Source organism: Streptomyces sp. NPDC048507 (genome assembly GCF_043199995.1).
Classification (GTDB): domain Bacteria; phylum Actinomycetota; class Actinomycetes; order Streptomycetales; family Streptomycetaceae; genus Streptomyces.
The window spans coordinates 679507-702027 of sequence record NZ_JBICWZ010000002.1 but is presented as its reverse complement, the minus strand read 5'-3'; the positions used below and the strand labels follow the sequence as shown (position 1 = coordinate 702027).

The window sequence follows — 22521 nt, the reverse complement described above, 5'->3', positions numbered from 1 at the left end:
ACGGGGTAACAGTGAGACCCTTGTCTGCATGGACCAGCGGGGACCCACCCCCGAGGTCGACTGGCCCGCGCGGCCCGATATGAGCCTCGCGCTCAACCGCATGGGCACGTTCGACTGGGACGTCGACGGCGAGCGGATGCACCTGGACGCCACCGCGCTCGACGTGCTCGACCTGCGCCCGGAGGAGTTCGACGGCACCTGGGAAGGGCTGCTGGCCCGGGTCCTGCCGGGCGAGCGGCCCCGGCTGGAACGGCGCGTCGAGCGGGCCCTGAAGGACGGGCGCAGCCACTACGGCGCCTACTTCCGCAGCGTCCGCCGCGACGGCGCCGCCGCCTGGACCCACGTCCAGGGGAGCATCGTGCGCGGACCGGACGGGCGCCCGTACCGCGTCATCGGGATCATCCGCGACGCCGCCGAGGACCCCGGCGAACCGGGCGCCGACGGGGAGCGGGACGAAGGGCGCCGCCGGATGACCGGGGTCGTCGAGCGGACCACCGCGATCCTCGCCCACGCCCGCACCGTCAACGACGTGACCGACGTCCTCAAGGACCCCGAGGCCCTCGGCCACCTCGGCGCCGTCAGCGTCATGCTCGGCATCGTCGACGGCGCCCGCATCCACCTGGTCGCCGAAGGGCGGCTGGGCTCGTACGTGCCGGAGATCGAGTACACCCGGATCGACGCGCGGTTCCCGATGAGCGAAGCCGTACGGAACCTGCGGCCCGTGTTCATCGCCTCGCGCGAGCGGTTCCGCCGGCGCTACCCGGAGCTGTGGCCCTACATCGAGCCGCTCGCCGTGCGCAGCGGGGTGTACCTGCCGCTGATCGCCCAGGGCCGGGCCGTGGGCGCCCTCGGCCTGCTCTACGCCCGCGAGGGCGACTTCACCGACGAGGAGCGCAACGTCCTGGTCGCCCTGGGCAGCGGCATCGGGCAGAGCCTCCAGCGGGCGATCCTCTTCGAGCAGGAGCACGACCTCGCCGAGGGCCTCCAGCGGGCCATGCTGCCGCGCCGCATCCCGGACGTGCCGGGCGCGCGGATCGCCGTACGGTACCGGGCGGCCCGGATGGGCCGGGACATCGGCGGCGACTGGTACGACGTGATCCCCCTCGGCGAGGGCCGGGTCGGGGTGATGATCGGGGACGTCGAAGGGCACGACACCGACGCGGCCGCCGTCATGGGCCAGCTGCGGATCGTCCTGCGTGCGTACGTGCTGGAGGGCCACACCCCGGGTACGGCGATGGCCCGGGCCTCCGCCTTCCTGCGCGAGCTGGCCACCGAACGCTTCGCCACCTGCACGTACGCCGAAGTGGACCTGACGACCGGCGCGCTGCACCTGGTCCGGGCGGGCCACCTCGACCCCGTCGTGCGGCGCGGCGACGGCAGCTGCCACCGGCTCCAGGTGGCGGGCGGCCTCCCGCTCGGGCTGCCGCCGCGCGACCAGCCCGGAACCGGCTCCGGCTATCCCGTCACCAGCCTGGAACTGCACCCCGGCGACACCCTGCTGCTCTGTACGGACGGGCTGATCGAGCGGCACGGCGCGGACGCGGAGAGCGGCATGCGGGAGTTCCTCGCGGCCGCCCGGGAAGGGCCCGCCGACGTCGAGGAACTCGCCGACGTGCTGTGCGACCTGGTCGGCGACGCCGGTGGCGGGGACGACATGGCCCTGCTCCTGCTCCGGCGCCGCGGCACCCCCGCCCCGCGCGGCGGCGGCCCGCTGTCCCAGCGCCTCACACCGGGCGACCCCGACGGACCGGCCATGGCCCGGCACCTGATCCGGGCCGCCGTGGCGGCCTGGGGCGCCCGCGAACGGGCCGACGAGATCGAGCTCGCGGCGGACGAGCTGATGACCAACGCGCTCGTGCACACCGACGGCGGCGGCACGCTGAGCCTGCGGCTGACCGCACAGGGCCGCATCAGGATCCAGGTCGAGGACCTGAGCAGCGCCCTGCCGCGGCGCCGCGAGGCGGACGACTGGGCGGTGTCCGGCCGCGGCCTGTTGCTGGTGGACCGGCTCGCGGACGACTGGGGCGTGGAGCCCCGGGGCGGCGGGAAGTCGGTGTGGTGCGAGTTCGCCGTCCCGGAGCGGGTGGGCCCGCCCGCCCGTGCCTAGACGACCCGGAGGACGGCCCGCCCAGACGACCCGGATGACGGCCCGGCCCCGGCGCGTCACACGGCTGCGTAGGGGCCCTGAGCCGCCTTGACGCTCTGCAGGGCCGTCAGCTTCAGGACGAAGACGATGCCCGTGACGGCCGCCGCGAGCGTGGTCAGTCCGGTGAACGCGTCGAGGGCGGACACGGTGGCGAGGGCCTCGGGGTTCTGTGCCCGGCGGCCGAGCACGGTGGCGATCGCGTCGAGGACCCGCGAGAGGACCCACAGGACCCACCAGGCGGTCAGCGGGGCCGTCGAGAACCGCCGGAAGGAGCCGTCGGGGCCCAGCTGTACGCTCGCCGCCCAGGTCTGGGAGGCGATCCCGTACGGCAGGAAGAAGTTGCCGACGGGGATGAACCAGGCACCGATGGCCCAGCCGCTCGACCGGGTGAAGGCGCCGGGGTTGAAGATCTGGCCGTTGACCCGCACCCGGTGGAACCAGATGACGAACACGATCCCCGTGGCGAGCAGCGCCAGGCCCTGGAGCCGGCCGGCGAGCGAGGTGAGGACGTCGGCGCCCTCCAGGGTGCTCTGCGCGACGCCGAGGGGGTCGGCCCGCACGTCCTGCATCAGGGACCACGTGTACAGGTCGGCCGCGCTCCCCAGCACGGCGGTCAGCGCCGCCACGCCCAGCAGGACCGCCACCGCGACCGCGAGGCCCCGGGGGGAGCGCAGCACCTCGGCGGCGGGCGGCGGCGAGGGGTACCCGTAGGGCGCGGGCCCGGCCTGGTACGGAGCCCCGTACGCCGGCGGAGCGGACGCAGGAGACGGAGGCGGTGAGCCGGGTGCGCTGAAGGACATGACGGAGGACCCCCCACGGGACGGACGGAACGGGAACGGGCCTCCGCGGTCGGGCGGCCCGGCAGCACCGAACCTATGCCGTCGCGGGTCCCGCGTCCAAAGGGTTCCGGCCGTGTTCCCGCAGGCGGGAAGCGTGTTAGAGGGTCACGAGGGTGACCTCGGTGGCCTTCACGCTCGTCCAGAGACGGGCTCCGTCGACCACGCCCAGTTCCGCGGCCGACTCCGGGGTGATCTCCGCGACCAGGTCGGGGACCTCCGCCGAGCCGACGAGCACGCGCAGCCGGCTGCCGACCGAGGTGATCTCCCGTACGGTGCCGGGCCAGACGTTGCGCGGACTGCCGCCCGGGCGCTCCCGGTACAGCGACACCGCCTCCGGGGGGATGATCGCCAGTGCCCGGGCGCCCTCGGGCGGGGCCTCCGCGACCACCAGCCGGCCGCCGGTTGTGAGGGCGAGGCCGTTGCGGGTGGCAGTGCAGGGCCAGGCGTTGCGGCCGAGCATGCGGGCGACCCAGGGGGAGCGGGGGTGGCGGGTGACTTCGGCGGGTGGGGCGTCCTGGAGGGTGCGGCCGTCGGCGAGTACGAGGACGCGGTCGGCGAGGGAGACGGCTTCGACGGGGTCGTGGGTGACGATGAGGCAGACGCCGCCGAAGCCGGCGAGGTGGCGGCGCAGGGTGTGGCGGACGTGGGCGCGGGTGGTCTGGTCGAGGGCGGCGAGGGGTTCGTCGAGGAGCAGGAGGCGGGGCCGGGCGGCCAGTGCCCGGGCGAGGGCCACTCGCTGTGCCTGTCCGCCGGACAGCTGGGCGGGCTTGCGGTGGGCGAGGTGACCGACACCGAGCCGCTCCAGCCAGGCCCCCGCCTCACGGCGGGCCTCGGCGCGTCCGACGCCGCGGGCGCGCAGTCCGTACGCGGTGTTGGCCAGCGCCGTCAGGTGCGGGAACAGCGCGCCGTCCTGCGGTACCCACGCCACCTGGCGGCGGTGCGGGGGCAGCTTCGTGACGTCGGTGTCGCCGAGGCGCAGCTGTGCGTGGGCGCGGGGGGTCAGGCCGAGCAGGGCCCGCAGCAGGGTGGTCTTGCCCGCCCCGTTCTCGCCGACGACGGCGATGGTGGTGCCGGGCCCGGCGTCGAGGGTGAGCTCGTTGAAGCCGGTCACCTCCGCGTGCAGGGGCCAGCGGCCGGCCGCGTCCGCCGGTCGGGCCGCCTTCTCCGCGTGGTCCTCGTCGTCCGCCACCGCGGGCAGCGGCGGAGCCTCCTGTGCGTCGGCCGGCCGGGCGGCGCCGACGTCCTGGCCGGCGAGGGGGGTGCCGGTCCAGCGGCCGCGCAGGGCGACGAGCACGCCCATGGCGATGGCGAGCAGCAGCAGCGAGACCGAGGTGGCGGCCTCCGGCTTGTCCTGGAGGAGCAGGTACACCTGGAGGGGCAGGGTCTGGGTGGTGCCGGGCAGGTTGCCCGCGAAGGTGATGGTCGCGCCGAACTCGCCCAGCGCGCGGGCCCAGGTGAGGGCCGCCCCGGCGATCAGGCCGGGGGCCACCATGGGCAGGGTCACCGTGAAGAACACCCGGACCGGCGAGGCGCCGAGGGAGGCCGCGGTCTCCTCGTAGCTCTGCTTGAGGCCGCCGAGCGCGCCCTCCAGGCTGATCACCAGGAAGGGCATCGCCACGAACGTGGCCGCCACGACGGCGCCGGAGGTGTGGAAGGGGAGGGTGATGCCGAAGGTGTTCTCCAGCCAGGGGCCGAGGAGCCCGCGCCGGCCGAAGCCCAGCAGCAGGGCCACGCCGCCGACGGTCGGCGGCAGCACCATCGGCAGCAGCACCAGGGAGCGCACCAGGGCCTTGCCCCTGAACTCGACCCGGGCCAGCAGCCAGGCGAGCGGCACGCCGAGCAGCAGGGAGAGTCCGAGCGCCCAGAGGGACACCAGCAGCGACAGCTTGAGGGCTTCGACCACCTCCGGGCTGGTGAGGTGGCCGCCCAGGTCTCCCCATGCGGTACGGGTGAGGATTCCGATCAGCGGCATCAGCAGGAACGCGACGGCGAGCAGCGCGGGGAGCGCGAGCGTCAGGGGCGGACGGGTGCGGGTGCGGGGTCTGCTCATGGGGCCGGTTCCTGATCGGGGCGCCGCGGCGGCGGTCGCGGCGGCGCGCGGGCACGGGGCCGGGGGAGGGCGGGCGGGCCGTGGCGCGCGCCCGCCGGACGCGACGAAGGGGCTGCCCGTCCCCCCGGACCGGGCAGCCCCCTTGACCGTCGGGGCGGTTACGCCTTCTGGAAACCGGCGTCCTGAAGGATCTTCTGCGCCTCGGGGCTGCTCAGCCACGTCACGAACGCGGCGGCGGCCTCGGCGTTCTTGGAGGACTTCAGCGTGGCGGCCGGGTAGGAGGCCACGGCGTTCTGGTCGTCCGGGATCTCGACGTTGACGACCTTGTCGCCGGACTTGGCGGAGTCCGTCTTGTAGACGAGACCGGCGTCGGCCTCACCCAGCTCGACCTTGGACAGGACGGCGCGGACGTTCGGCTCCTGGGAGACCGGCTTCACCTCGAGCTTCTGGGCGTCGAGGATCTGCTTGCTGTAGCGGCCGACGGGGACCTCGGGCGCGGCGAGGACGACCTTCAGCTTGGTGTCGGCCAGGTCCTTCAGCTCGTCGATCTTGAACGGGTTGCCCTTGCCGGCCGCGATGACCAGACGGTTCTTCGCGATGACGGTGGCGTCGTTCGTCTCGGCCTTGAGGCCGTCCATGGTCTTGGTGTCGGCGGTGACCAGCGCGTCGGCCGGGGCCCCCTGCTTGACCTGCGCGGCGAGCTCCTGCGAACCGGCGAAGGAGAAGGTGACCTTCGTGCCCGGGTGGGACTTCTGGTACGCCTCGCCGGCGGCCTTGAAGACGTCGGTGAGGGAGGACGCGGCGAGGACGGTCAGGTTCGCGCCCTTGGCCTCGGGCGAGGCCGGGGCGGACGCGGACGCCGAGGCCGCGGCGTCGTCCTTCTTCTCGCCGCCGCTGTCGTTGCCACAGGCGGACAGGGGGACGAGCAGGGCCGCGGTCAGCACGGCGGCGGCGGTACGGCGGTTGAGTATCGCGGTCATGGGTCGGGCTCCTCGGTCGGGTCGGCGGTCCGGCCGGGTGCCGGAACCGCGTGGTGGTGACCCGCGCCGGTGACGGGCGGAGCGGGTGGGAACGAGCGGAAGGGACGGAAGGCGCGCGCGGTGCGGGGCGGCGGACTGGATCAGGTGCGGTCTATGTGCACGCTGGTCGACTTCACGCGGGCGGTGGCCTGCATGCCGACCTCCAGGCCGAGTTCCTCGACGGCTTCGCGCGTCAGCAGCGAGACCAGGCGGTGGGGACCGGCCTGGATCTCGACCTGGGCGGCCACGTCGCCGAGCTTGACGGCCGTGACGATGCCCGGGAAGGCGTTGCGGGCCGAGGTGTACGGTTCTTCGTCCTCGGTGTGGGCGCCCTGGCCCACCTCGACGGAGAAGGCAGCCAGGTCACGGCCGTTGATCAGGCGTCGACCGCCCTCGTCGCGATGGGTCACGACCCGGCCGGCGTCGGCCCAACGGCGGGCCGTGTCCGGGCTGACGCCCAGCAGACGTGCCGCCTGTCCGATGGTGTAGGACTGCATGAGCGACAAGGTAGGGGCACGTATCCCGCATTTGCAATTCGTTTGGGATGATCTCCATTGCAGATGCCATGCTTGTTGTGTTATCCGCCAAAGGCCATTCCGTTTCGACGGGGCGGGCCCCGGCCGCGGATCGGTAGGGTCTGGGCATGGCTGATGCAGTGATGGAGACGGGAAGCGCCCGGGTGGACGCCTGGATCTGGGCGGTCCGTCTGACGAAGACCCGGTCGGTCGCGGCCACCGCCTGCCGGGCGGGCCACGTGAAGGTCAACGGGGAGCGCGCGAAGCCGGCGCAGCCGGTCCGGGCCGGGGACGAGGTGCGGCTCTTCCACGCGGGCCGCGAACGGATCGTCGTGGTGCGGCGGCCGGTGGCCAAGCGGGTCGGGCCCCCGGTCGCCGCGGAGTGTTTCGTCGACAACAGCCCGCCGCCGCCCACCCGGGTGGAGGCCGCGGTGGTCGGCATCCGCGACCGCGGCGCGGGCCGCCCGACCAAGCGCGAACGCCGCGACATCGAAACCCTGCGCGGCCGCCCGTAGCGGCCGGGCCCGGCCCCGGCCCGGTACCCCGCGTGCGGGGCGTCACCGCCCGGGCCGAGGTTCCGAGCCCGGGCGCGGGTCAGGTCTTGCGGTAGCCGTAGGCTTCCGTGGCGGCCGCCGCCACCGCGTCGGCCGGGGCGCCGGTCGACGCGGCCACCACCGCCGCCACCGCGCCCTCCAGGAAGGGGGCGTCCGCGAGACGGGAGCCCGAGGGGAGTTCCTCGTCCGCCAGCAGCGCCTTGACGGTCAGCACGGAGCTGCCCAGGTCCGCGAGGAGCACGACCCCGGCGCCCCGGTCCACCGACGCGGCGGCCGCGAGGACCAGTTCCGCGTTCGTCCCCAGACCGCCGTCCGGGCCGCCGCCCGCCGCGGCCACCGGAGCCACGGCCCCGCCGGCCGCCAGCCCGCGGGCCAGCCCGGCCACCGACTCCGCGACCTGGGCGCTGTGCGACACCAGGACGATCCCGACCACGCCCACGGCGTTCACGCGCCGCCGTCCGCGGTGTCGGCGAGGGCGCGCAACAGCAGCGCCGACGAGGTGGCCCCCGGGTCCTGGTGCCCGATGCTGCGCTCCCCGAGGTAACTGGCGCGGCCCTTGCGCGCGAGCATCGGGGTGGTCGCCCGCGCGCCGTTCTCGGCCGCGTCCCCGGCCGCGGCGTAGGAGGTGCCGAGCGCCGCGACACCCGGTACCAACGCGTCCAGCATGGTCTTGTCGCCCGGCGCCGCCCCGCCCAGCCGGGCGACCGCGCCCACGCCCGCGTCCAGCGCCTCGCGCAGCGCCTCGTCGGAGACCTCGGCGGCGTCCCCGAGCTCCTTGCCCGTGCGGCGCAGCAGGGTCCCGTACAGCGGCCCGGAGGCGCCGCCGACGGTGGAGATCAGCGTCCGCCCGGCCAGTTGGAGCAGGCCGCCCGGCGGAGTCGGGGCGTCGGCCGCGTCCAGGGCCGCGCGGACGGCAAGGAAGCCGCGCAGCAGGTTGTTGCCGTGGTCGGCGTCCCCGATGGGGGAGTCGAGCTCCGTCAGCCGGTCGGCTTCCCGTTCCACGGCCGCCGTGGCGGCCTCCAACCAGCGCCGGAAGAACTCTGCGTCACGCACCGGATCTCCTCGTCTCGCACCCGCTCGGACGGTCCCACCCGCCACCCTACGCACCGTCGGCCTCAGCGGCCCCAGCGCAGCGCGGGGGTCTGCACCGGCGCGTCCCACAGCCGCAGCAGTTCGTCGTCGGCACGGCACAGGGTCACCGAGCAGCCCGCCATGTCCAGGGAGGTCACGTAGTTGCCGACGAGGGCCCGCGCCACCGGCACGCCGCGCGCCTCCAGCACCCGGGCCACCTCCGCGTGGAACCCGTACAGCTCCAGCAGCGGGGTCGCGCCCATGCCGTTGACGAGTGCCAGGACCGGGCCGTCCGGCGGCCCGGACTGCGCGAGGTCGTCCAGTACGGCGCCCACCGCCACCTCCGCGATCTCCCGCGAGGTCATCATGGCCCGCCGCTCCCGGCCGGGCTCGCCGTGGATGCCGATCCCCAACTCCAGCTCCCCGTCGGGCAGATCGAAGGTCGGGCTGCCCTTGGCCGGGGTGGTGACGGCGCTGAGGGCGACGCCGAAGCTGCGCGAGGACTCGTTGACCTGCCGGGCGATGGCCGCGACGCGGTCCAGCGGGGCACCCTCCTCGGCGGCCGCTCCGGCGATCTTCTCGACGAACAGGGTGGCCCCGGTGCCGCGCCGGCCGGCGGTGTAGAGGCTGTCGGTGACGGCCACGTCGTCGTTGACGAGGACCCGTTCGACGCGCACGCCGTCCTCCTCGGCCAGTTCCGCGGCCATCTGGAAGTTGAGGACGTCCCCGGTGTAGTTCTTGACGACGAACAGCACGCCCTGCCCCGACTCGACGGCGCCCGCCGCCCGCAGCATCTGGTCCGGCACGGGCGAGGTGAAGACCTCGCCGGGGCACGCGGCCGACAGCATCCCGTACCCCACGAACCCGCCGTGCAGGGGTTCGTGACCGGAGCCGCCGCCGGACACCAGCCCGACCCGCCCGCCGCCGCGCGCGTCGCGCCGTGCGACGACCCGGTGCTCGACGTCCACGTCGAGATCGGGGTGCGCGGCCGCCATCCCGCGCAGCGCGTCGGCGACGACCGTGTCCGCGGTGTTGATCAGCATCCTCATGGTTGTCTCCCGGTGAGATCGAGGGGGCCCGACACGACCGGCTCCCGGTCACGTTCCCACCTATACCGGACGCCGTACCCACTCGAAGTGTAGGCCGCGGGACCCGAGTGACGCCGGGTATGCCGGTCGCATATTCGGAGCGAATACACTTTCGGTATTTTCCGGATTAATTCATCTTCTCCTCTCGTCCTACATTGACAGTACGCTGCGGGCTGCGAGTTAATTAGTTCAACGGTGGCCTGATGTGGTCGTGCGTCGGCGGGATCTGGTCGCTCCTTGACCGGTTTCATTTCGGCAGTCACATCTCGCTGCCACGACAATGCCGCAGCAGAGAGGTCTCTTCACACGATCGCGACGGTCGCGGTCGTTTAGGTGAGCGGGTATTGGCGAATCGGACTCTTTCATGGGGGGATCAATGACCCGGCTCGACTCTTTCACCGTTCCCGATTTTCACCTTCCGTTCGGGAACTCCAAGCATCCGCAGGCCGCGCGGGCCAACGCGGAAGCCACCACCTGGGTGGTGCGCCACGAACTCGTCACCGACGCGGTCGAACAATTCGCGGGCATCGGCTTCGGTCATCTCGCGGGACGCGTGAGCGGGGAGGTGCCGTTCGAGACGGTCGTCCTGCTCGCCGAGTGGATGGCGTGGTCGTTCGTCCTCGACGACCAGCACGACCACCTCATCAGGACGGGTGAACTCGACGCCTGGCGGCCGGTGGTGGACACGATCACCACCTACCTGGAGACGGGGACGGCCGACGGCGCCCCGGCCCGCCGCAACCCGCTGGTGAGCGGGTTCATCGACCTGTGCGACCGCATCCTGGACGGCATGCCCGAGGGCCCCGCGGCCCGCTACCGGGCCCATGTCCCGCTCATGCTGCGCTCGCTGGACCAGGAGGCGGGCAACCGCGGGGCGGGCGGCCGCCCGACGGTCCAGGACTACGTGCTGATGCGCCGGCACAGCTCCCAGATGCTGCCGATGATGGACATGGTGGAGGCCGGCCTCGGCCTCGACGTGCCCCAACGCATCCACGACCTGCCCGAGTACCGGGCGCTGATCGCGAGTGCGGTCGACGTCATCTCCTGGGGCAACGACGTGTTCTCGCTGCCCAAGGAGTACTCCTGCGGCGACAACAACAACCTCGTCTCCCTCATCTCCTCCTGGGAGGGCTGCTCCCTCCCCGAGGCGGTCCGCGAGGTCGAGGGCCGCATCCAGGCCCGGATCGAGGAGTACCTGGCCGGCGAACGCCTGTTGGAGGAGACCCTGGAGGCCCGCGGCGAGACCGATCCGCAGGTACGCGCGGCCGTTGCCCGGTGCGTGCGCAGCTACGAGGACTGGATCATCGGCGCGGATCTGTGGCAGCGTTACGAATGCACGCGGTACAGCGACGAACGGTTCGCTGCCGGGCTGGAGTCTGCGTACACGCGCCCCGGCCTGGTTTCGGTGGCATGACAGGGAGTCGGTCCATGGCACAGGCGGAGCATGCCGGCACGGGGGTCAACGCCCCCGTGGCCCCCGGACGGTTACCGGTCCTGGGACACGCCCTGCAGCTGTGGCGGCAGCCGATCGCGTTCCTGGAGTCGCTGCGGGACCACGGCGGGATCGTGCGGCTCGACATCGGCACCTGGCCCGTGCACGTCCTCACGGACCCCGACCACGTCCACGCCGTACTCGTCCAGCAGGCCCAGCGGTTCGGGCGCGGCCGGGTCTTCGACCGGCTCCGACCGATGTTCGGCAACGGCATCGTGACGACCGACGGCGACTTCCACCGCAAGCAGCGCCGGATGATGCAACCGGCCTTCCACCGGGGGCACATCACCGAATACGCGGAGGTGATGGAGCGTCAGGCGCGGGCGATGACCTCCACCTGGGTCTCGGGCCGCGAGGTCTCGATGGTCAACGAGACGCGCACCTACGCCCTTTCCTCGGTCGCCGAGATGATCTTCTCCGGAGACCTGAGCCGGCCCGCCGTCGAGGAGGTGCACCGCTCGCTGCCCGTCGTCCTGGAGGGCATGCTGCTGCGTGCGGTGATGCCCAAGTCCCTGGACCGGCTGCCCGTTCCGCACAACCGCCGCTTCGACGCGGCGGCCGCGCGGCTGCGCGCGATGATCGACCAGGTGATCGCGCAGTACGGGGCGGCGCAGGAGGGGCGACACGACCTGCTGTCGCTGCTGCTGTCCAGCGTGGACGCCGAGACGGGCGCGACGATGGCCCCAGAGCAGGTGCGCGACGAGGTGATCGCCATCATGTTCGCCGGTACGGAGACCTCGGCGACCACACTGGCCTGGATCTTCCACGAACTCGGCCGCCACCCCGAGGTGCAGCGGCGCCTCCAGGAGGAGGTCGACGAGGTGGTGGGGGAGGGGCCGGTCCGGGCCACGGACCTGTCCCGGCTGACCTACGCGAACCGCGTCTTCCAGGAGGCGCTCAGACTGCACTCGCCGCTGCTCTTCACCCGGCGCGCGCTGGTCCCGCTCACCCTCGGCGGGATCTCCATCCCGGCCGGCGCCGAACTGGCCTACAGCCCGTACGCGTTGCACCGGGACCCGGCCCTGTTCCCCGATCCGGCGGTCTTCGACCCGGACCGCTGGCGCGAGGACGCGGCCGACCGCCCGACGGACCACCGCTACGTCCCGTTCGGGGCCGGACAGCACAAGTGCATCGGGGACACCTTCGCGGTGGCGGAGATCCTGACCGCACTGGCGACGGTGTCCTCGCGGTGGGAGCTGACCCCGGCGCCCGGGGTCACGGTGCGTGAAGTTCCGGCGGGCATTCCCCAGCCGAGTGAACTGCCGATGATTCCCATAGCCCGCCGATGACGGAATCTGACCGATTCTGCCCGTATCAGGGTTGATCTTCGGCCGTTTTCGTCCGGTTTCCGTCAATCCTTTCATGTCACACCGCAATGAAGCCCGCCGAGAGTACAGCATTGCTTCCGCGGGAGTGGCGAGATGCCGCAATATTAAGTTTAAGTAGCAACATCTCGCCCCCCGGGGTCGTACACTCGGCCGCACGCGCAGGAGGGGGCAGGAATGTCACATGTCACGGAACCGAGAGGAGGGGCGACGCAGCCCCTTCTCGAACGGGAATCCGAAATTCTGGCGATCCACCGCGCGGTGGACGAACTCTTCGGAGTCTCCGACAGCGGTGCGGCCGCCCGGCGCGGCGGTGTCATGACCTTCGCCGGATCGGGCGGCATAGGCAAGACCACCCTGCTGGCCGAGGCCCGGCGGCACGCCGCCGAGCGGGGCTGCACCGTCCTGTCCGCCCGCGGCGGCGAGCAGGAGAAGCAGGTTCCGTTCCACGTGATGCGCCAGCTCATCCAGCCGACCTTCGCGGCGATGAGCGAGGACGAACGCCGCGACGTGCTCGGCAGCTGGCACGGCATCGTCGCCCCGGCGCTCGGCCTGACCGCCTCGCCCAAGGGCCCGGCGGCGCCCGACCCGCAGGGCGTGCGCGACGGCCTGGACTGGGTCGTCACGCATTTAGCGGTACGCAGCGGAGCGCCCGTCGTCCTGGTCCTCGACGACGCGCACTGGGCCGACGCCGAGTCCCTGGCCTGGCTGGCCGCCTTCGCGGCGCGGGCCGAGGAACTCGCCATGCTGATCATGGTGGCCTGCCGGCCGGACGAGATCCCCGCCGACGCGGCGCCGCTGCGCGCCCTGATGGGACGCCAGGGGACGCGCCCGCACGAGCTGGCCCCGCTCACCACGAGCGCGGTGGCCCGCATCGTGCGCGAGGCCCTCGGCGAGAGCGCCGACGACGTGTTCTGCCGCGAGTGCTGGGCGATCACCGGCGGCAACCCCTTCGAGGTCGTCGAACTCGGCATGAAGGGCCGCGACCGCGGCCTCAAGCCGCACCAGGACAACATCCCGCAGCTCCGCGACCTGGCCTCGGCGGTCAAGGGCAGCGGCCTGATCGAGCGGCTCGAACAGCTCGGACCCTCCACCGTTCGGCTCGCCTGGGCCGCCGCCGTCCTCGGCAACGCGGTCCCGGTCGGCATCGTCGGGAACGTCGCCGCCCTCGGCGAGGCGCAGGCCGCCGACGCCATCGACCAGCTGCGGGCCGCCCGTATCCTCACCGTCCTGACGAGCCTGCAGCGCAAGGAGGTCGTGGAGTTCTTCCACCCCCTCATCGCCACGGCGGTCTACCGGTCGATCCCGCCCGGCGTGCGCGTCGGCATGCACGGGATGGCCGCGCAGGCCCTCGTCGACGAGGGGCACGGCTCCGCGTCCGCCGCCCGTCACCTCCTGGAAATGCATCCCGAAGGCGACCCGTGGGTGGTCCAGCAGCTGCGCCGGGCCGCCAGGGAGAGCTTCTCCGCCGGCGCGCCCGACGCCGCGCGGCGCTACCTGGCGCGCGCCCTGCGCGAACCGCCGGACGCGGAACACCGGGCCGAGGTGCTCTTCGAACTCGGCTCCGCCAACCTCCTGCACGACCCGATGACGACCATCAACCAGCTCAGGACCGCGCTGGAGGAGCCCCGGACCGAGCAGGAACTGCGGGAGCAGATCACCTACCGGCTCGCCCAGGCCCTCGGCCACACCGGACAGCTGGCCGCGGCGGCCGAACTCCTGGCCGAGGAGGCCCGCAGCGCCTCGAACTCCCGGACCCGGCTGCGCATGCAGGCCGAACAGTTCAAGTGGAACTCCGTCCGGGTGGACGAGGAGAACACGCCCGCCCGCTCCCGGCTCCTGGCCCAGTTCGCCAAGCGCGTCGTCGGCCGGGGACTGGCCGAGCGGCACATCCTGGGCCTGCGCGCCTGGGACGCCACCGTGCGCGGCGAACCGGCGGCCACCGCCCTGGAGTACGCGGAACAGGCGCTCGACGGCGGGATGAGCTGGACCGACCAGGACTTCGGTTTCGAGGTGCCCTCCGTGGTGGCCCTCACCCTCATGTACTGCGACCAGCCGGGCCGCGCCGAGGAGCTCTTCAACACCGGCATCATCGAGTTCGAGGCCAAGGGCTGGCGCGGCGCGCACCTGTCGTTCGTGTACACCCTGCTCGGCTACGTCCGTTTCCGGCGCGGACGGCTCGCCGAGGCCGAGGACTTCGTGCGCAACGGCCTGCAGATCGCGGACCGCATCGGCCAGAACATCCCGGCCCAGTGGTACGCCATCGGCACCCTGATCGAGACGCTGCTCGCCCGGGGCAACGTCTCCGAGGCCAAGCAGGTCGCCCGCACCTACCGGCTGGCGGACGGCTTCCCGCAGGCGGTCGTCTATCCCGATCCGCAGGCGGTGTACGGGAAGCTGCTGCTCGCGCAGGGCCGGATCGACGAGGCCGAGCACCACCTCACCACGGCGGGCAGGCGCCTGGACCTGCGCGGCACCCGCAACCCGTCGTGGAGCCCCTGGCAGCTGGACCTGGCCCTCGCCCAGGTGACCCACGACACCGAGCAGGCCCGGGCCACGGCCACCGAAGGCCTCGCGCGGGCCCGCGCGTTCGGGGCGCCCAGCATCATCGGGCACGCCCTGCGGGTCGCCGCGGCGGCCTCGGACCCGTCCCGGGCGGCGGTGCTGCTCAAGGAGGCGGTGGGGCACCTCGAACAGTCCCCGGCCGCCTTCGAACTCGCCCACGCGCTGATCGACCACGGGACGGCCCTGCACACCCTCGGCGATCCGCACCAGGCCGCCCAGCAGCTCTACCGGGGCATGGAGACCGCCTCCGTCTGCGGCGCCGACGCGCTCGCCGCCCGGGCCCGCGTCCAGCTGGCCTCCGCCGGACTGCGCCCGCGCCGGCTGTACACGGCGGAGAAGGACTCCCTGACGGCCGCCGAACTGCAGGTGGCGCGCCGTATCGCCGAGGGGCTGGACATCCCGGCCGTCGTCAAGGAGACGCAGAGCGACGCCCGGACGGTCTCGGAGCTGCTGTCCGCGGTGTTCACGAAGCTGGGCACCGACCGGCAGGGACTCGCCCGGGCCCTGCGGGACTGAGCGGACCGGGGGCGGCCGTCGCGTCACGCGCGGCGGTCCGCTCCCGGCGGCCGCGTCAGTAGCCGTCGACGCCGAGCTCGGTGACCGAGGCGAACAGGTGCTCCCACAGCTCTCCCGCGGGCTGCGCGGTGTCGAGGACGGCCGGGTCCAGCGCGGCGGCCTCGCGGCGGAACTCCGCCGCGCCGTCCTCCGCCGGGTACGGGTCCCAGCAGGCCCCCATGAACCGGCGGACGGCCTCCAGCAGCCGGACGAAGGTCTCCGCGTCCGCCGTGAGCCGCACCGGCGCCGCGCCGTTGCGGGAGACCAGGACCGTCCCCGTCCGGCCGTCGAGGAGCACCCGCCCCCGGTCCGCGTACCCCAGGTCGAAGACGCCCAGGTACAGCAGCCCGTCCGGGTCCCCGGCGGCGGGTCCGGGGCCCTCCTCCCCGTAGCCGAGCGCGAACGAGGCCACCCCGGCCGCCCAGTGCCGGGGCAGGCCCGTCCCGGTCAGGAACGCGCGGCTCGGCGCGTGCGTCAGCGCGGCCGGCAGCCGGGACGGCGCCGCCCGCACCACCCACGGCGCGCCGAACACCGCCTCCAGGCGGGCGGCGTCCAGCGGGCTCGCGGCCGGGCCCGGCCCGAGGAACCACGGCTCGCCCCCGGCCGCCTCCCAGGACGCGCAGGAGGGGCCGCCCCGGGGCCAGCCGGTCACCGCCGCGTTGCGCTCGGCGACCAGCACCCCGCGCGCCTCCACGAGCAGGAAGCGGCCCCCGCCGAGGGGCAGGGGCTCCTCCCACGTCCCGGGACGGTGCAGCGCCCAGCCCTCCTCGTCGCCGTCGAAGAGGAACGGTTCTGCCTCGTCGGGCTCCGCCTCCCGGGGCAGGTACGTCCCGCTCGCCGGGGCGGGCCGCCGGGCTCCGGTGGCGAGGTCGAACCAGCGCTCGGTGGTCCAGGCGGACCACACCTTGAGCAGCGGTCCGGCGGCGGGGTCGCGCGCGTCGAACACCTCGGCGCTCCGGTCTCCGCTCAGGTTCGGTTCGGCCCGGTGGGCGCCGACCGGGCGCCACCAGGCCCACACCGTCCGCCACGGCATCCCGGGTTCCGCGGCGGCGGTCTCCTCGGCGTACGCCCGGCGGCCGAGGACCCCGGCGGCGAAGTGCAGCCACGAGGCGAACTCGGCCCGGGACACCGGGGCCCGGCCGAACACGGCCTCGGCCTGGGCGAACACCTCGCGCCCCACCCCGCCGGCCGAAGCGGCGAGGGCGCGGGCGCGGTCGGCTCCGGCGTCCAGGAGGGCGGCGGGGGAGGCGAAGAGGGCGTCGGCGGGGCCGGGGGCGGGACCGGCGGAGGCAAGATCATCACGAGGCATGGGGTCATGGTGCCACCGCCCGCCGACAGTCCGGCGGCGTCAAGCGGCGGTCCGGTCCTCACTCGGTCGGCTGAATGACCAATCCGCCGGCCGGGCGGCTTCGAAGACCAGGTGTGAGCATCGGCCGCGGCGTTTCCGCCCCGGTTTCCCGCTCCTGTCGACCACTTGGGAGAACGACGTCATGAACACGAACAAGATCCGGTTCCGTCGCACCGCCGTAGCCGTCGCCGCCGCCGCGGTGCTGCCCTTCGCGCTGGCCGCCTGCTCCTCCGATTCCGGTACGGACAAGGCTTCCGGGAGTTCCGCCACCGCCGCCGGCGAGGCCGCCCCGAGCAGTTCCGGTTCGATGCCGGCCGCCATGACGGACCAGCCCTTCGGCCCGGCGTGTGCCGGAGTGCCGAAGGAGGGCGCGGGCAGCTTCGACGGCATGGCCAAGGACCCCGTGGCCACCGCCGCGTCCAACAACCCGGCGCTGTCCACGCTGGTCGCCGCCGTCAAGAAGGCCGGACTGGTGGACACCCTGAACAACGCCAAGGACATCACCGTCTTCGCCCCGACCAACGACGCGTTCGCCAAGATCCCGAAGGCGGACCTGGACAAGGTGCTGGCCGACAAGGACATGCTCACCAAGATCCTCACGTACCACGTCGTCGGGCAGACGGTCACGCCCGGACAGCTGGCCAACGGTTCCTTCGACACCCTGGAGAAGGGCAAGATCACGACGGCCGGTTCGGGCGAGTCCTACAAGGTCAACGGCACCTCGAACGTGGTCTGCGGCAACGTCCCGACCGCGAACGCCACCGTGTACATCGTCGACACCGTCCTGATGCCGAAGTAACGGGACGGGCGGCGGTGCGGGCGATCCGCCGTCAGGCGGCCCGGTCGGCGGGCCCCTTGGCGGCGGTCGCGGCCGCGTGCAGGGAGCGCAGCGCGAGCAGCAGGACACCGATGTCGTCGAGGTACACCGGGTCCGGGATCAGGTCCACGGGCGAGAGGGTGTACACGACGGCCACCCAGAACAGCGCCTTGTCGCGCAGCGGGATCCCCGCGTCGAGCAACAGCCGGCGCGCGGCGAAGACCCGTACCAGCAGTACGGCGGCGGTGACGGCCAGGGCGAGGGCGACCACCGCGACGAGGATGATCCAGGCTTTTCCGTCCATGAGGTCCATGAGGGCCTCCTACCCCGTCAGGCGCCCTGTTCGCGCAGCCGGCGGCTGACCTCGCCCAGGCCGGCGGCGAGCGCGTCCAGCTGGGCGGGGGTCAGGACGTCGACGAGGACCTCCCGGACGGTGGCCACGTGCCCGGGGGCGGCCGCCTCCAGGCGGGCGAGGCCCGCCTCGGTGAGGACGGCGAAGATCCCGCGGACGTCGGAGGGGCAGCTGCGGCGGCGGACGAGCCCGGCCTTCTCCATCTGCGTGACCTGGTACGTCAGCCCGCTCTTGGAGTTGATCAGGCCATTGGCGAGTTCCGTCATCCGCAGTTCGCGGTCCGGCGCCGCGGCGAGCCGCACGAGAATCTCGTACTGCGGATGGGACAGGCCCGAGTCGTCCTTGAGCTGTTGGTCGAGGCGTCGGTTCACCAGTGCGGACGCGGCCAGGAAGCCGTTCCAGGCCCGCATCTCGCGGTCGTCCAGCCATCTCGTTTCAGCCATGCTCCCAGCCTACACGGTTTGTTCCAATTTGAATCACTGGTTAGGGTCGGGGAGGTCGGTTCGAATGTGAACTACTCCCCTCGGGCCGTCCCGACCGGAAGGAACCCCCCCATGACCAGCGCCTCCGCCACCACGACGCAGGCCCAGGCCACGGCACCGGCCGTGCAGTCCGGCGCCCCCGCCGCGCCCGCCGTCTCCACCGCCCCCCACGACGCGGGCCTGCTGCTCCTGCGCCTCGTCCTCGGTCTGACCGTGGCCGCCCACGGAGTCCAGAAGCTCTTCGGCTGGTTCGACGGCGGCGGCATCAGCGGCACCGGCCAGTTCTTCACCGCCAGCGGATACCCGGCCGGGGAGACCATGGCCGCCGTCGCCGGCCTCACCGAGACGCTGGGCGGCCTCGCCCTCGCCGCCGGCTTCCTCACCCCGCTCGCCGGCGCGGCCGTCCTCGGCACGATGATCAACGCCGCCGCCGTCCACGGCGCCGGATCCTTCTTCGCCCCCAAGGGCGCGGAGTACGAGTTCCTGCTCGCCGCGGCCGCCGCCGCACTCACCCTCACCGGCCCCGGCCGCCACGCCGTCGACCGGCTCCTGCCCGTCCCGGCCCTGCGCGTCCACCGACTGCCCCTGGGCGCCGGGGCCCTGGCCCTCGGCGTGGTCCTCGCGGCCGTCACGCTGCTCATCCGCGACTGACGGCCGGCCCCCGCGCCACCCCCGTTCCGGCAGGCGTCACCCTCCTGCCGGAACCCCCGGGCCGTCAGCCGGTGGATCAACGCCGGGCAGCCTGATTGGTCCCGGGGAATCGGGGGAACAGCGGAGAAATGACACAACCCATCGAAGACTACGCACTCATCGGCGACCTGATGACCAGTGGACTGGTCGGCCGTGACGGGTCCATCGACTGGCTGTGCCTGCCCCGCTTCGACTCGGCCGCCTCCTTCGCCGCCCTCCTCGGGGACGAGGAGAACGGCCACTGGCGCATCGCCCCGAAGGGCGCCGCCGAGGGCGAACGCTGCACCCGACGGGCCTACGCCGAGGGCACCCTGGTCCTGGAGTCCTTCTGGGAGACCGACGAGGGCACCGTCAAGGTCACCGACTTCATGCCCCAGCGCGACACCGCCCCCGACGTGATGCGGATCGTCGAGGGGATCTCCGGACGGGTCACCGTCACCAGCGTCCTGCGGCTGCGCTTCGACTACGGCCACGTCGTGCCCTGGGTGCGGCGCAGCGAGGGCGACCGGGTCGCCGTCGCCGGGCCGGACTCCGCCTGGTTCCGCAGCGAACCGCCCGTCCGCACCTGGGGCGAGGACAACAGCACCCGCTCGGAGTTCACCGTGGGCCCCGGCGAGCAGGTGGCCTTCGTACTGACCTGGCACCCCTCGCACGAACCGCGCCCCGACCGGGTCGACCCGTACCAGGCGCTCCGCCAGAGCCTCGCCGACTGGCGGGAGTGGTCCGGCACCTGCACCTACGAAGGCCCCTACCGGGACGCCGTGCTCCGCTCCCTGATCACCCTCAAGGCCCTCACCTACGCCCCCACCGGCGGGATCGTCGCCGCCGCCACCACCTCCCTGCCGGAAGAGCTCGGCGGCGTCCGCAACTGGGACTACCGCTACTGCTGGCTGCGCGACTCCACCCTCACCCTCGGCGCCCTGCTCTCCACCGGCTACCTCGACGAGGCCCGCGCCTGGCGCCACTGGCTGCTGCGCGCCGTCGCGGGTGACCCGGCCGACCTCCAGATCATGTACGGCATCGCGGGCGAACGCCGCATCCCCGAGACCGACCTGCCCTGGCTGCGCGGGTACGCCTCCTCCGCGCCCGTGCGCGTCGGCAACGCGGCCGTGGACCAGCTCCAGCTCGACGTGTACGGAGAGGTCCTCGACTCCCTGCACCTCGCCCGGGCCACCGGCCTCGCCTCGGAACGGCACGCCTGGAAGATCCAGCTGGCCCTCCTCGACTTCCTGGAGCACAACTGGCAGCGCCCCGACGAGGGGCTGTGGGAGGTGCGCGGGCCCCGCCGCCACTTCGTGCACTCGAAGGTGATGGCGTGGGTCGCCGCCGACCGGGCCGTCCGGACCCTGGAGGCGGACCCGGCGGTGCCCGGGGACGTGGAGCGCTGGCGGACCATAAGGGACGAGGTCCACGCCGACGTCTGCGAGAACGGCTTCGACGCCGAGCGCGGCACCTTCACCCAGTACTACGGCTCCCGCGAACTCGACGCGGCCACCCTGCTCATTCCCCGGGTCGGTTTCCTGCCGCCCGACGACCCGCGCGTGATCGGCACCGTCGACGCCGTCCGGGCCGAGCTGGGCTCCAGCGGCCTGGTCCGCCGCTACAGCACCGAGGGCCCCTCCGTCGACGGGCTCCCCGGGGACGAAGGGGCCTTCCTGGCCTGCTCGTTCTGGCTGGCGGACGCCCTGCACCTGACCGGCCGGGAGAAGGAGGCGCGCGCCCTGTTCGAACGACTGCTGGAGACGTGCAACGACGTCGGCCTGCTGGCCGAGGAGTACGACCCCGTCGCCTGCCGCCAACTGGGAAACTTCCCGCAGGCGTTCAGCCACGTCGGCCTGGTCAACACCGCCATCACCCTGGCCGGGGGAGCCCCGACGGGCCGACGGCCCGCCCCCTGACCGGCGGGGCACGCCGAAGGGGCCGCCGCGTGCCGCGACGGCCCCTGCCGCACCCGCCCGGTCCGCCGGACCCGCCGGTCCGGCCGCGGGTCAGTCCGCCAGACCCTCCCCGGTCTCCGGAATGCTCACCAGCCAGCGCGTGTCCTTGCGCGGCCGCAGGTACAGCGCCCAGTACAGGGTGGCCACGGCGGTGATCCCGCCGGTCCACAGCAGGTACCGGGTCTCCTGCTGGGTGAGGATGTACGCGAGGACGAGGATCAGCACGACCGGCACCGCGGGCCACAGCGGCATCCGCCAGGCGGAGGCCCGGCCGTGCGCCCCGCGGCGGCTGAACAGCGCGGCCACCGCGACCAGCAGGTACATGCCGGTCACCGAGACGCCCGTCACCCCGTACAGGGTGTCCAGGTTGACGAAGCACATCGCGGCCCCCGGGACGCCCACCAGCAGGGTCGCCACCCACGGGGAACCGAACCGGCCCAGGCGCGACAGGCCGCGGTTGACCGGCTCGGGCCAGGCCTTGTCGCGGGCGGAGGCGAACAGCACGCGGGAGTTCTGGATGACCATGACGATGCCCGCGTTGACGATGGCCAGGGCCACGCACAGGCTGACGAAGGTGCCGACGGCCGAGTTCGACCAGGCCGTCACCATCGCACCCAGGTCACCGGCGGCGAGCGCGTCCAGGTCCGGGGCGCCCATGGTGATGGCGATGACCGGGACCAGGATGACCGCGGTGGAGATCGCCAGGGTGGCGAGCACCGTCCGCGGGACGTTGCGGCGCGGCTTCTCCAGCTCCTCCGAGAGGTACACGGCGGTGGAGAAGCCCTGGGTGATGAAGAGCGCGATGGCCAGCCCGGAGACCACCATCATCGCGGTCACCGTCGAGGTGCCGCCGCCCTCGGCGGCCACCTGTCCGTGCACCAGCGCGCCGGCGCCCCGCTCACCGTGGGCGAAGCCGAGTACGGCGACCAGCGCCGCGGCGATCACCTCCAGGACGAGGAAGATGCCGGTGATCCAGGCGTTGGCCCGCAGGTCCAGCAGTCCGGCGAGGGTGGCCAGCAGCATCACGGCGCCACCGGCCAGCGGGGCCGGCACGTCGATCACGGGGGAGAGGTAGTCGGCCGTTCCCATGGCGATCACGGGGGGCACGATCATCACCACGAGCAGCGACAGGACGAAGACCAGCCAGCCCGCCAGCCGCCCGGCGAGGGTGGACACCATGGCGTACTCGCCGCCGGCGCTGGGGATGAGCGTGCCCAGCTCCGAGTAGCAGAACGCCACGCCGACGCAGAGCAGCGAGCCGATGGCGATGGTGAGCGCGGTCCAGGTGCCGAGGCTGGAGAACAGATCGGGCACGACGACGAAGAGGGTCGAGGCGGGCGTCACGCACGACAGCGTGAGCAGGGTCCCGCCGACGACGCCGATGGAACGCTTGAGCTTCTGCGGTACGGGCCCGGTGGCGGGGGCGAGGGCCTGAGGAGCGCTGATCGTGTCAGTCATCGGTGCGGTGTTCCGATCGGCAGTTGCGGTGGGGAGAGCGGGAGCGGTATCGCCTCCGAGGCGGTCGCGGGCAAAGGTGTTTCTGCGGGGCTCCCGGGCCGCTATGCAATCTGCACGAGATCCGCAGGTCAAGAGCTGTTCACCTGCGGATTCCATCGTCGGGGGGCCGGGCGGCGCCCCGGTTCGCGCGTCAAGACCGCGTAAACGCTGAGCCGTGC

19 protein-coding genes are annotated in these 22521 nt (G+C 73.2%); 8 read left to right on the top strand and 11 right to left on the bottom strand.

Going from position 1 to position 22521, the window contains the following annotated elements; all coding sequences use genetic code 11:
* Positions 1–28 precede the first annotated feature (28 nt).
* Complete coding sequence (locus tag ACGFXC_RS08220) at positions 29–2107, top strand: SpoIIE family protein phosphatase (protein ID WP_393710688.1); 2079 nt, start codon at positions 29–31, stop codon at positions 2105–2107.
* A 56-nt stretch (positions 2108–2163) separates the two neighbouring features.
* Here ACGFXC_RS08220 and ACGFXC_RS08215 read toward each other — a convergent pair whose 3' ends face one another.
* The 4 genes from ACGFXC_RS08215 to ACGFXC_RS08200 all read right to left on the bottom strand — a co-directional run bounded on the left by ACGFXC_RS08215 (position 2164) and on the right by ACGFXC_RS08200 (position 6551).
* Entirely contained in the window at positions 2164–2946 is a 783-nt protein-coding gene (locus ACGFXC_RS08215; RefSeq protein ID WP_393710686.1) for a DUF4328 domain-containing protein, read from the bottom strand.
* Between the two features lie 136 nt (positions 2947–3082).
* Positions 3083–5035 carry an ABC transporter permease gene (locus tag ACGFXC_RS08210; protein ID WP_393710684.1) on the bottom strand — a complete coding sequence of 651 codons (1953 nt, stop codon included), beginning with the start codon at positions 5033–5035 and terminating at the stop codon, positions 3083–3085.
* Between the two features lie 158 nt (positions 5036–5193).
* Complete coding sequence (modA, locus tag ACGFXC_RS08205) at positions 5194–6015, bottom strand: molybdate ABC transporter substrate-binding protein (RefSeq protein ID WP_393710683.1); 822 nt, start codon at positions 6013–6015, stop codon at positions 5194–5196.
* A gap of 140 nt (positions 6016–6155) precedes the next feature.
* Complete coding sequence (locus ACGFXC_RS08200; RefSeq protein WP_393710681.1) at positions 6156–6551, bottom strand: molybdopterin-binding protein; 396 nt, start codon at positions 6549–6551, stop codon at positions 6156–6158.
* Positions 6552–6697: 146 nt separating this feature from the next.
* Between ACGFXC_RS08200 and ACGFXC_RS08195 the strand changes: the two genes are divergently transcribed.
* Positions 6698–7084 carry an RNA-binding S4 domain-containing protein gene (locus ACGFXC_RS08195; RefSeq protein ID WP_393710680.1) on the top strand — a complete coding sequence of 129 codons (387 nt, stop codon included), beginning with the start codon at positions 6698–6700 and terminating at the stop codon, positions 7082–7084.
* Positions 7085–7163: 79 nt separating this feature from the next.
* On the opposite strand, the gene ACGFXC_RS08190 is transcribed toward ACGFXC_RS08195, so the two are convergent.
* The 3 genes from ACGFXC_RS08190 to dhaK form a co-directional block, all read right to left on the bottom strand.
* The gene (locus ACGFXC_RS08190; RefSeq protein WP_393710678.1) at positions 7164–7571 is read right to left on the bottom strand and encodes a PTS-dependent dihydroxyacetone kinase phosphotransferase subunit DhaM; all 408 of its coding nucleotides are present in this window, start codon (positions 7569–7571) and stop codon (positions 7164–7166) included.
* On the bottom strand, positions 7568–8176 hold the full coding sequence (gene dhaL, locus ACGFXC_RS08185) for a dihydroxyacetone kinase subunit DhaL (protein ID WP_393710676.1): 609 nt from the start codon (positions 8174–8176) through the stop codon (positions 7568–7570). Before dhaL ends, ACGFXC_RS08190 begins: the two co-directional genes overlap by 4 nt.
* 62 nt (positions 8177–8238) lie before the next feature.
* Complete coding sequence (gene dhaK, locus ACGFXC_RS08180; RefSeq protein ID WP_393710674.1) at positions 8239–9243, bottom strand: dihydroxyacetone kinase subunit DhaK; 1005 nt, start codon at positions 9241–9243, stop codon at positions 8239–8241.
* A 415-nt stretch (positions 9244–9658) separates the two neighbouring features.
* Here dhaK and ACGFXC_RS08175 point away from each other — a divergent pair, with 415 nt between their 5' ends.
* From ACGFXC_RS08175 to ACGFXC_RS08165, 3 genes are all read left to right on the top strand, one after another.
* Complete coding sequence (locus ACGFXC_RS08175) at positions 9659–10696, top strand: lyase (protein WP_393710673.1); 1038 nt, start codon at positions 9659–9661, stop codon at positions 10694–10696.
* Positions 10697–10710: 14 nt separating this feature from the next.
* Positions 10711–12063 (top strand): cytochrome P450, encoded by a 1353-nt coding sequence (locus ACGFXC_RS08170; protein WP_393710671.1) that lies wholly within the window; start codon positions 10711–10713, stop codon positions 12061–12063.
* A 297-nt stretch (positions 12064–12360) separates the two neighbouring features.
* Positions 12361–15180 carry an AAA family ATPase gene (locus tag ACGFXC_RS08165; RefSeq protein WP_393710670.1) on the top strand — a complete coding sequence of 940 codons (2820 nt, stop codon included), beginning with the start codon at positions 12361–12363 and terminating at the stop codon, positions 15178–15180.
* Positions 15181–15235: 55 nt separating this feature from the next.
* Here the strand turns inward: ACGFXC_RS08165 and ACGFXC_RS08160 are convergent, their stop codons facing one another.
* Positions 15236–16528, bottom strand: a complete 1293-nt coding sequence (locus ACGFXC_RS08160; protein ID WP_393710669.1) for an SUKH-4 family immunity protein — start codon at positions 16526–16528, stop codon at positions 15236–15238.
* A 181-nt stretch (positions 16529–16709) separates the two neighbouring features.
* Here ACGFXC_RS08160 and ACGFXC_RS08155 point away from each other — a divergent pair, with 181 nt between their 5' ends.
* Positions 16710–17366, top strand: a complete 657-nt coding sequence (locus ACGFXC_RS08155) for a fasciclin domain-containing protein (RefSeq protein ID WP_393710667.1) — start codon at positions 16710–16712, stop codon at positions 17364–17366.
* Between the two features lie 31 nt (positions 17367–17397).
* On the opposite strand, the gene ACGFXC_RS08150 is transcribed toward ACGFXC_RS08155, so the two are convergent.
* Both ACGFXC_RS08150 and ACGFXC_RS08145 read right to left on the bottom strand, forming a co-directional pair.
* Positions 17398–17688 (bottom strand): YkvA family protein, encoded by a 291-nt coding sequence (locus ACGFXC_RS08150; RefSeq protein ID WP_393710942.1) that lies wholly within the window; start codon positions 17686–17688, stop codon positions 17398–17400.
* 26 nt (positions 17689–17714) lie between these two features.
* Complete coding sequence (locus ACGFXC_RS08145) at positions 17715–18179, bottom strand: MarR family winged helix-turn-helix transcriptional regulator (RefSeq protein ID WP_393710665.1); 465 nt, start codon at positions 18177–18179, stop codon at positions 17715–17717.
* A gap of 111 nt (positions 18180–18290) precedes the next feature.
* On the opposite strand from ACGFXC_RS08145, the gene ACGFXC_RS08140 reads away from it, so the two are divergent.
* Both ACGFXC_RS08140 and ACGFXC_RS08135 read left to right on the top strand, forming a co-directional pair.
* The gene (locus tag ACGFXC_RS08140) at positions 18291–18869 is read left to right on the top strand and encodes a DoxX family protein (RefSeq protein WP_393710663.1); all 579 of its coding nucleotides are present in this window, start codon (positions 18291–18293) and stop codon (positions 18867–18869) included.
* A gap of 128 nt (positions 18870–18997) precedes the next feature.
* Positions 18998–20806 carry a glycoside hydrolase family 15 protein gene (locus tag ACGFXC_RS08135; RefSeq protein ID WP_393710662.1) on the top strand — a complete coding sequence of 603 codons (1809 nt, stop codon included), beginning with the start codon at positions 18998–19000 and terminating at the stop codon, positions 20804–20806.
* A gap of 90 nt (positions 20807–20896) precedes the next feature.
* Here the strand turns inward: ACGFXC_RS08135 and ACGFXC_RS08130 are convergent, their stop codons facing one another.
* Positions 20897–22303 carry an APC family permease gene (locus tag ACGFXC_RS08130; RefSeq protein WP_393710660.1) on the bottom strand — a complete coding sequence of 469 codons (1407 nt, stop codon included), beginning with the start codon at positions 22301–22303 and terminating at the stop codon, positions 20897–20899.
* Between the last annotated feature and the right edge of the window lie 218 nt (positions 22304–22521).

Bases quoted from the DNA above. Each gene is read 5' to 3' on its own strand.
- ACGFXC_RS08220 (WP_393710688.1), top strand. From the start codon at position 29: ATGGACCAGCGGGGACCCACCCCCGAGGTCGACTGGCCCGCGCGGCCC.
- ACGFXC_RS08215 (WP_393710686.1), bottom strand. From the start codon at position 2,946: ATGTCCTTCAGCGCACCCGGCTCACCGCCTCCGTCTCCTGCGTCCGCT.
- ACGFXC_RS08210 (WP_393710684.1), bottom strand. From the start codon at position 5,035: ATGAGCAGACCCCGCACCCGCACCCGTCCGCCCCTGACGCTCGCGCTC.
- modA (WP_393710683.1), bottom strand. From the start codon at position 6,015: ATGACCGCGATACTCAACCGCCGTACCGCCGCCGCCGTGCTGACCGCG.
- ACGFXC_RS08200 (WP_393710681.1), bottom strand. From the start codon at position 6,551: ATGCAGTCCTACACCATCGGACAGGCGGCACGTCTGCTGGGCGTCAGC.
- ACGFXC_RS08195 (WP_393710680.1), top strand. From the start codon at position 6,698: ATGGCTGATGCAGTGATGGAGACGGGAAGCGCCCGGGTGGACGCCTGG.
- dhaK (WP_393710674.1), bottom strand. From the start codon at position 9,243: ATGAGGATGCTGATCAACACCGCGGACACGGTCGTCGCCGACGCGCTG.
- ACGFXC_RS08175 (WP_393710673.1), top strand. From the start codon at position 9,659: ATGACCCGGCTCGACTCTTTCACCGTTCCCGATTTTCACCTTCCGTTC.
- ACGFXC_RS08170 (WP_393710671.1), top strand. From the start codon at position 10,711: ATGGCACAGGCGGAGCATGCCGGCACGGGGGTCAACGCCCCCGTGGCC.
- ACGFXC_RS08160 (WP_393710669.1), bottom strand. From the start codon at position 16,528: ATGCCTCGTGATGATCTTGCCTCCGCCGGTCCCGCCCCCGGCCCCGCC.
- ACGFXC_RS08155 (WP_393710667.1), top strand. From the start codon at position 16,710: ATGAACACGAACAAGATCCGGTTCCGTCGCACCGCCGTAGCCGTCGCC.
- ACGFXC_RS08150 (WP_393710942.1), bottom strand. From the start codon at position 17,688: ATGGACGGAAAAGCCTGGATCATCCTCGTCGCGGTGGTCGCCCTCGCC.
- ACGFXC_RS08145 (WP_393710665.1), bottom strand. From the start codon at position 18,179: ATGGCTGAAACGAGATGGCTGGACGACCGCGAGATGCGGGCCTGGAAC.
- ACGFXC_RS08140 (WP_393710663.1), top strand. From the start codon at position 18,291: ATGACCAGCGCCTCCGCCACCACGACGCAGGCCCAGGCCACGGCACCG.
- ACGFXC_RS08135 (WP_393710662.1), top strand. From the start codon at position 18,998: ATGACACAACCCATCGAAGACTACGCACTCATCGGCGACCTGATGACC.
- ACGFXC_RS08130 (WP_393710660.1), bottom strand. From the start codon at position 22,303: ATGACTGACACGATCAGCGCTCCTCAGGCCCTCGCCCCCGCCACCGGG.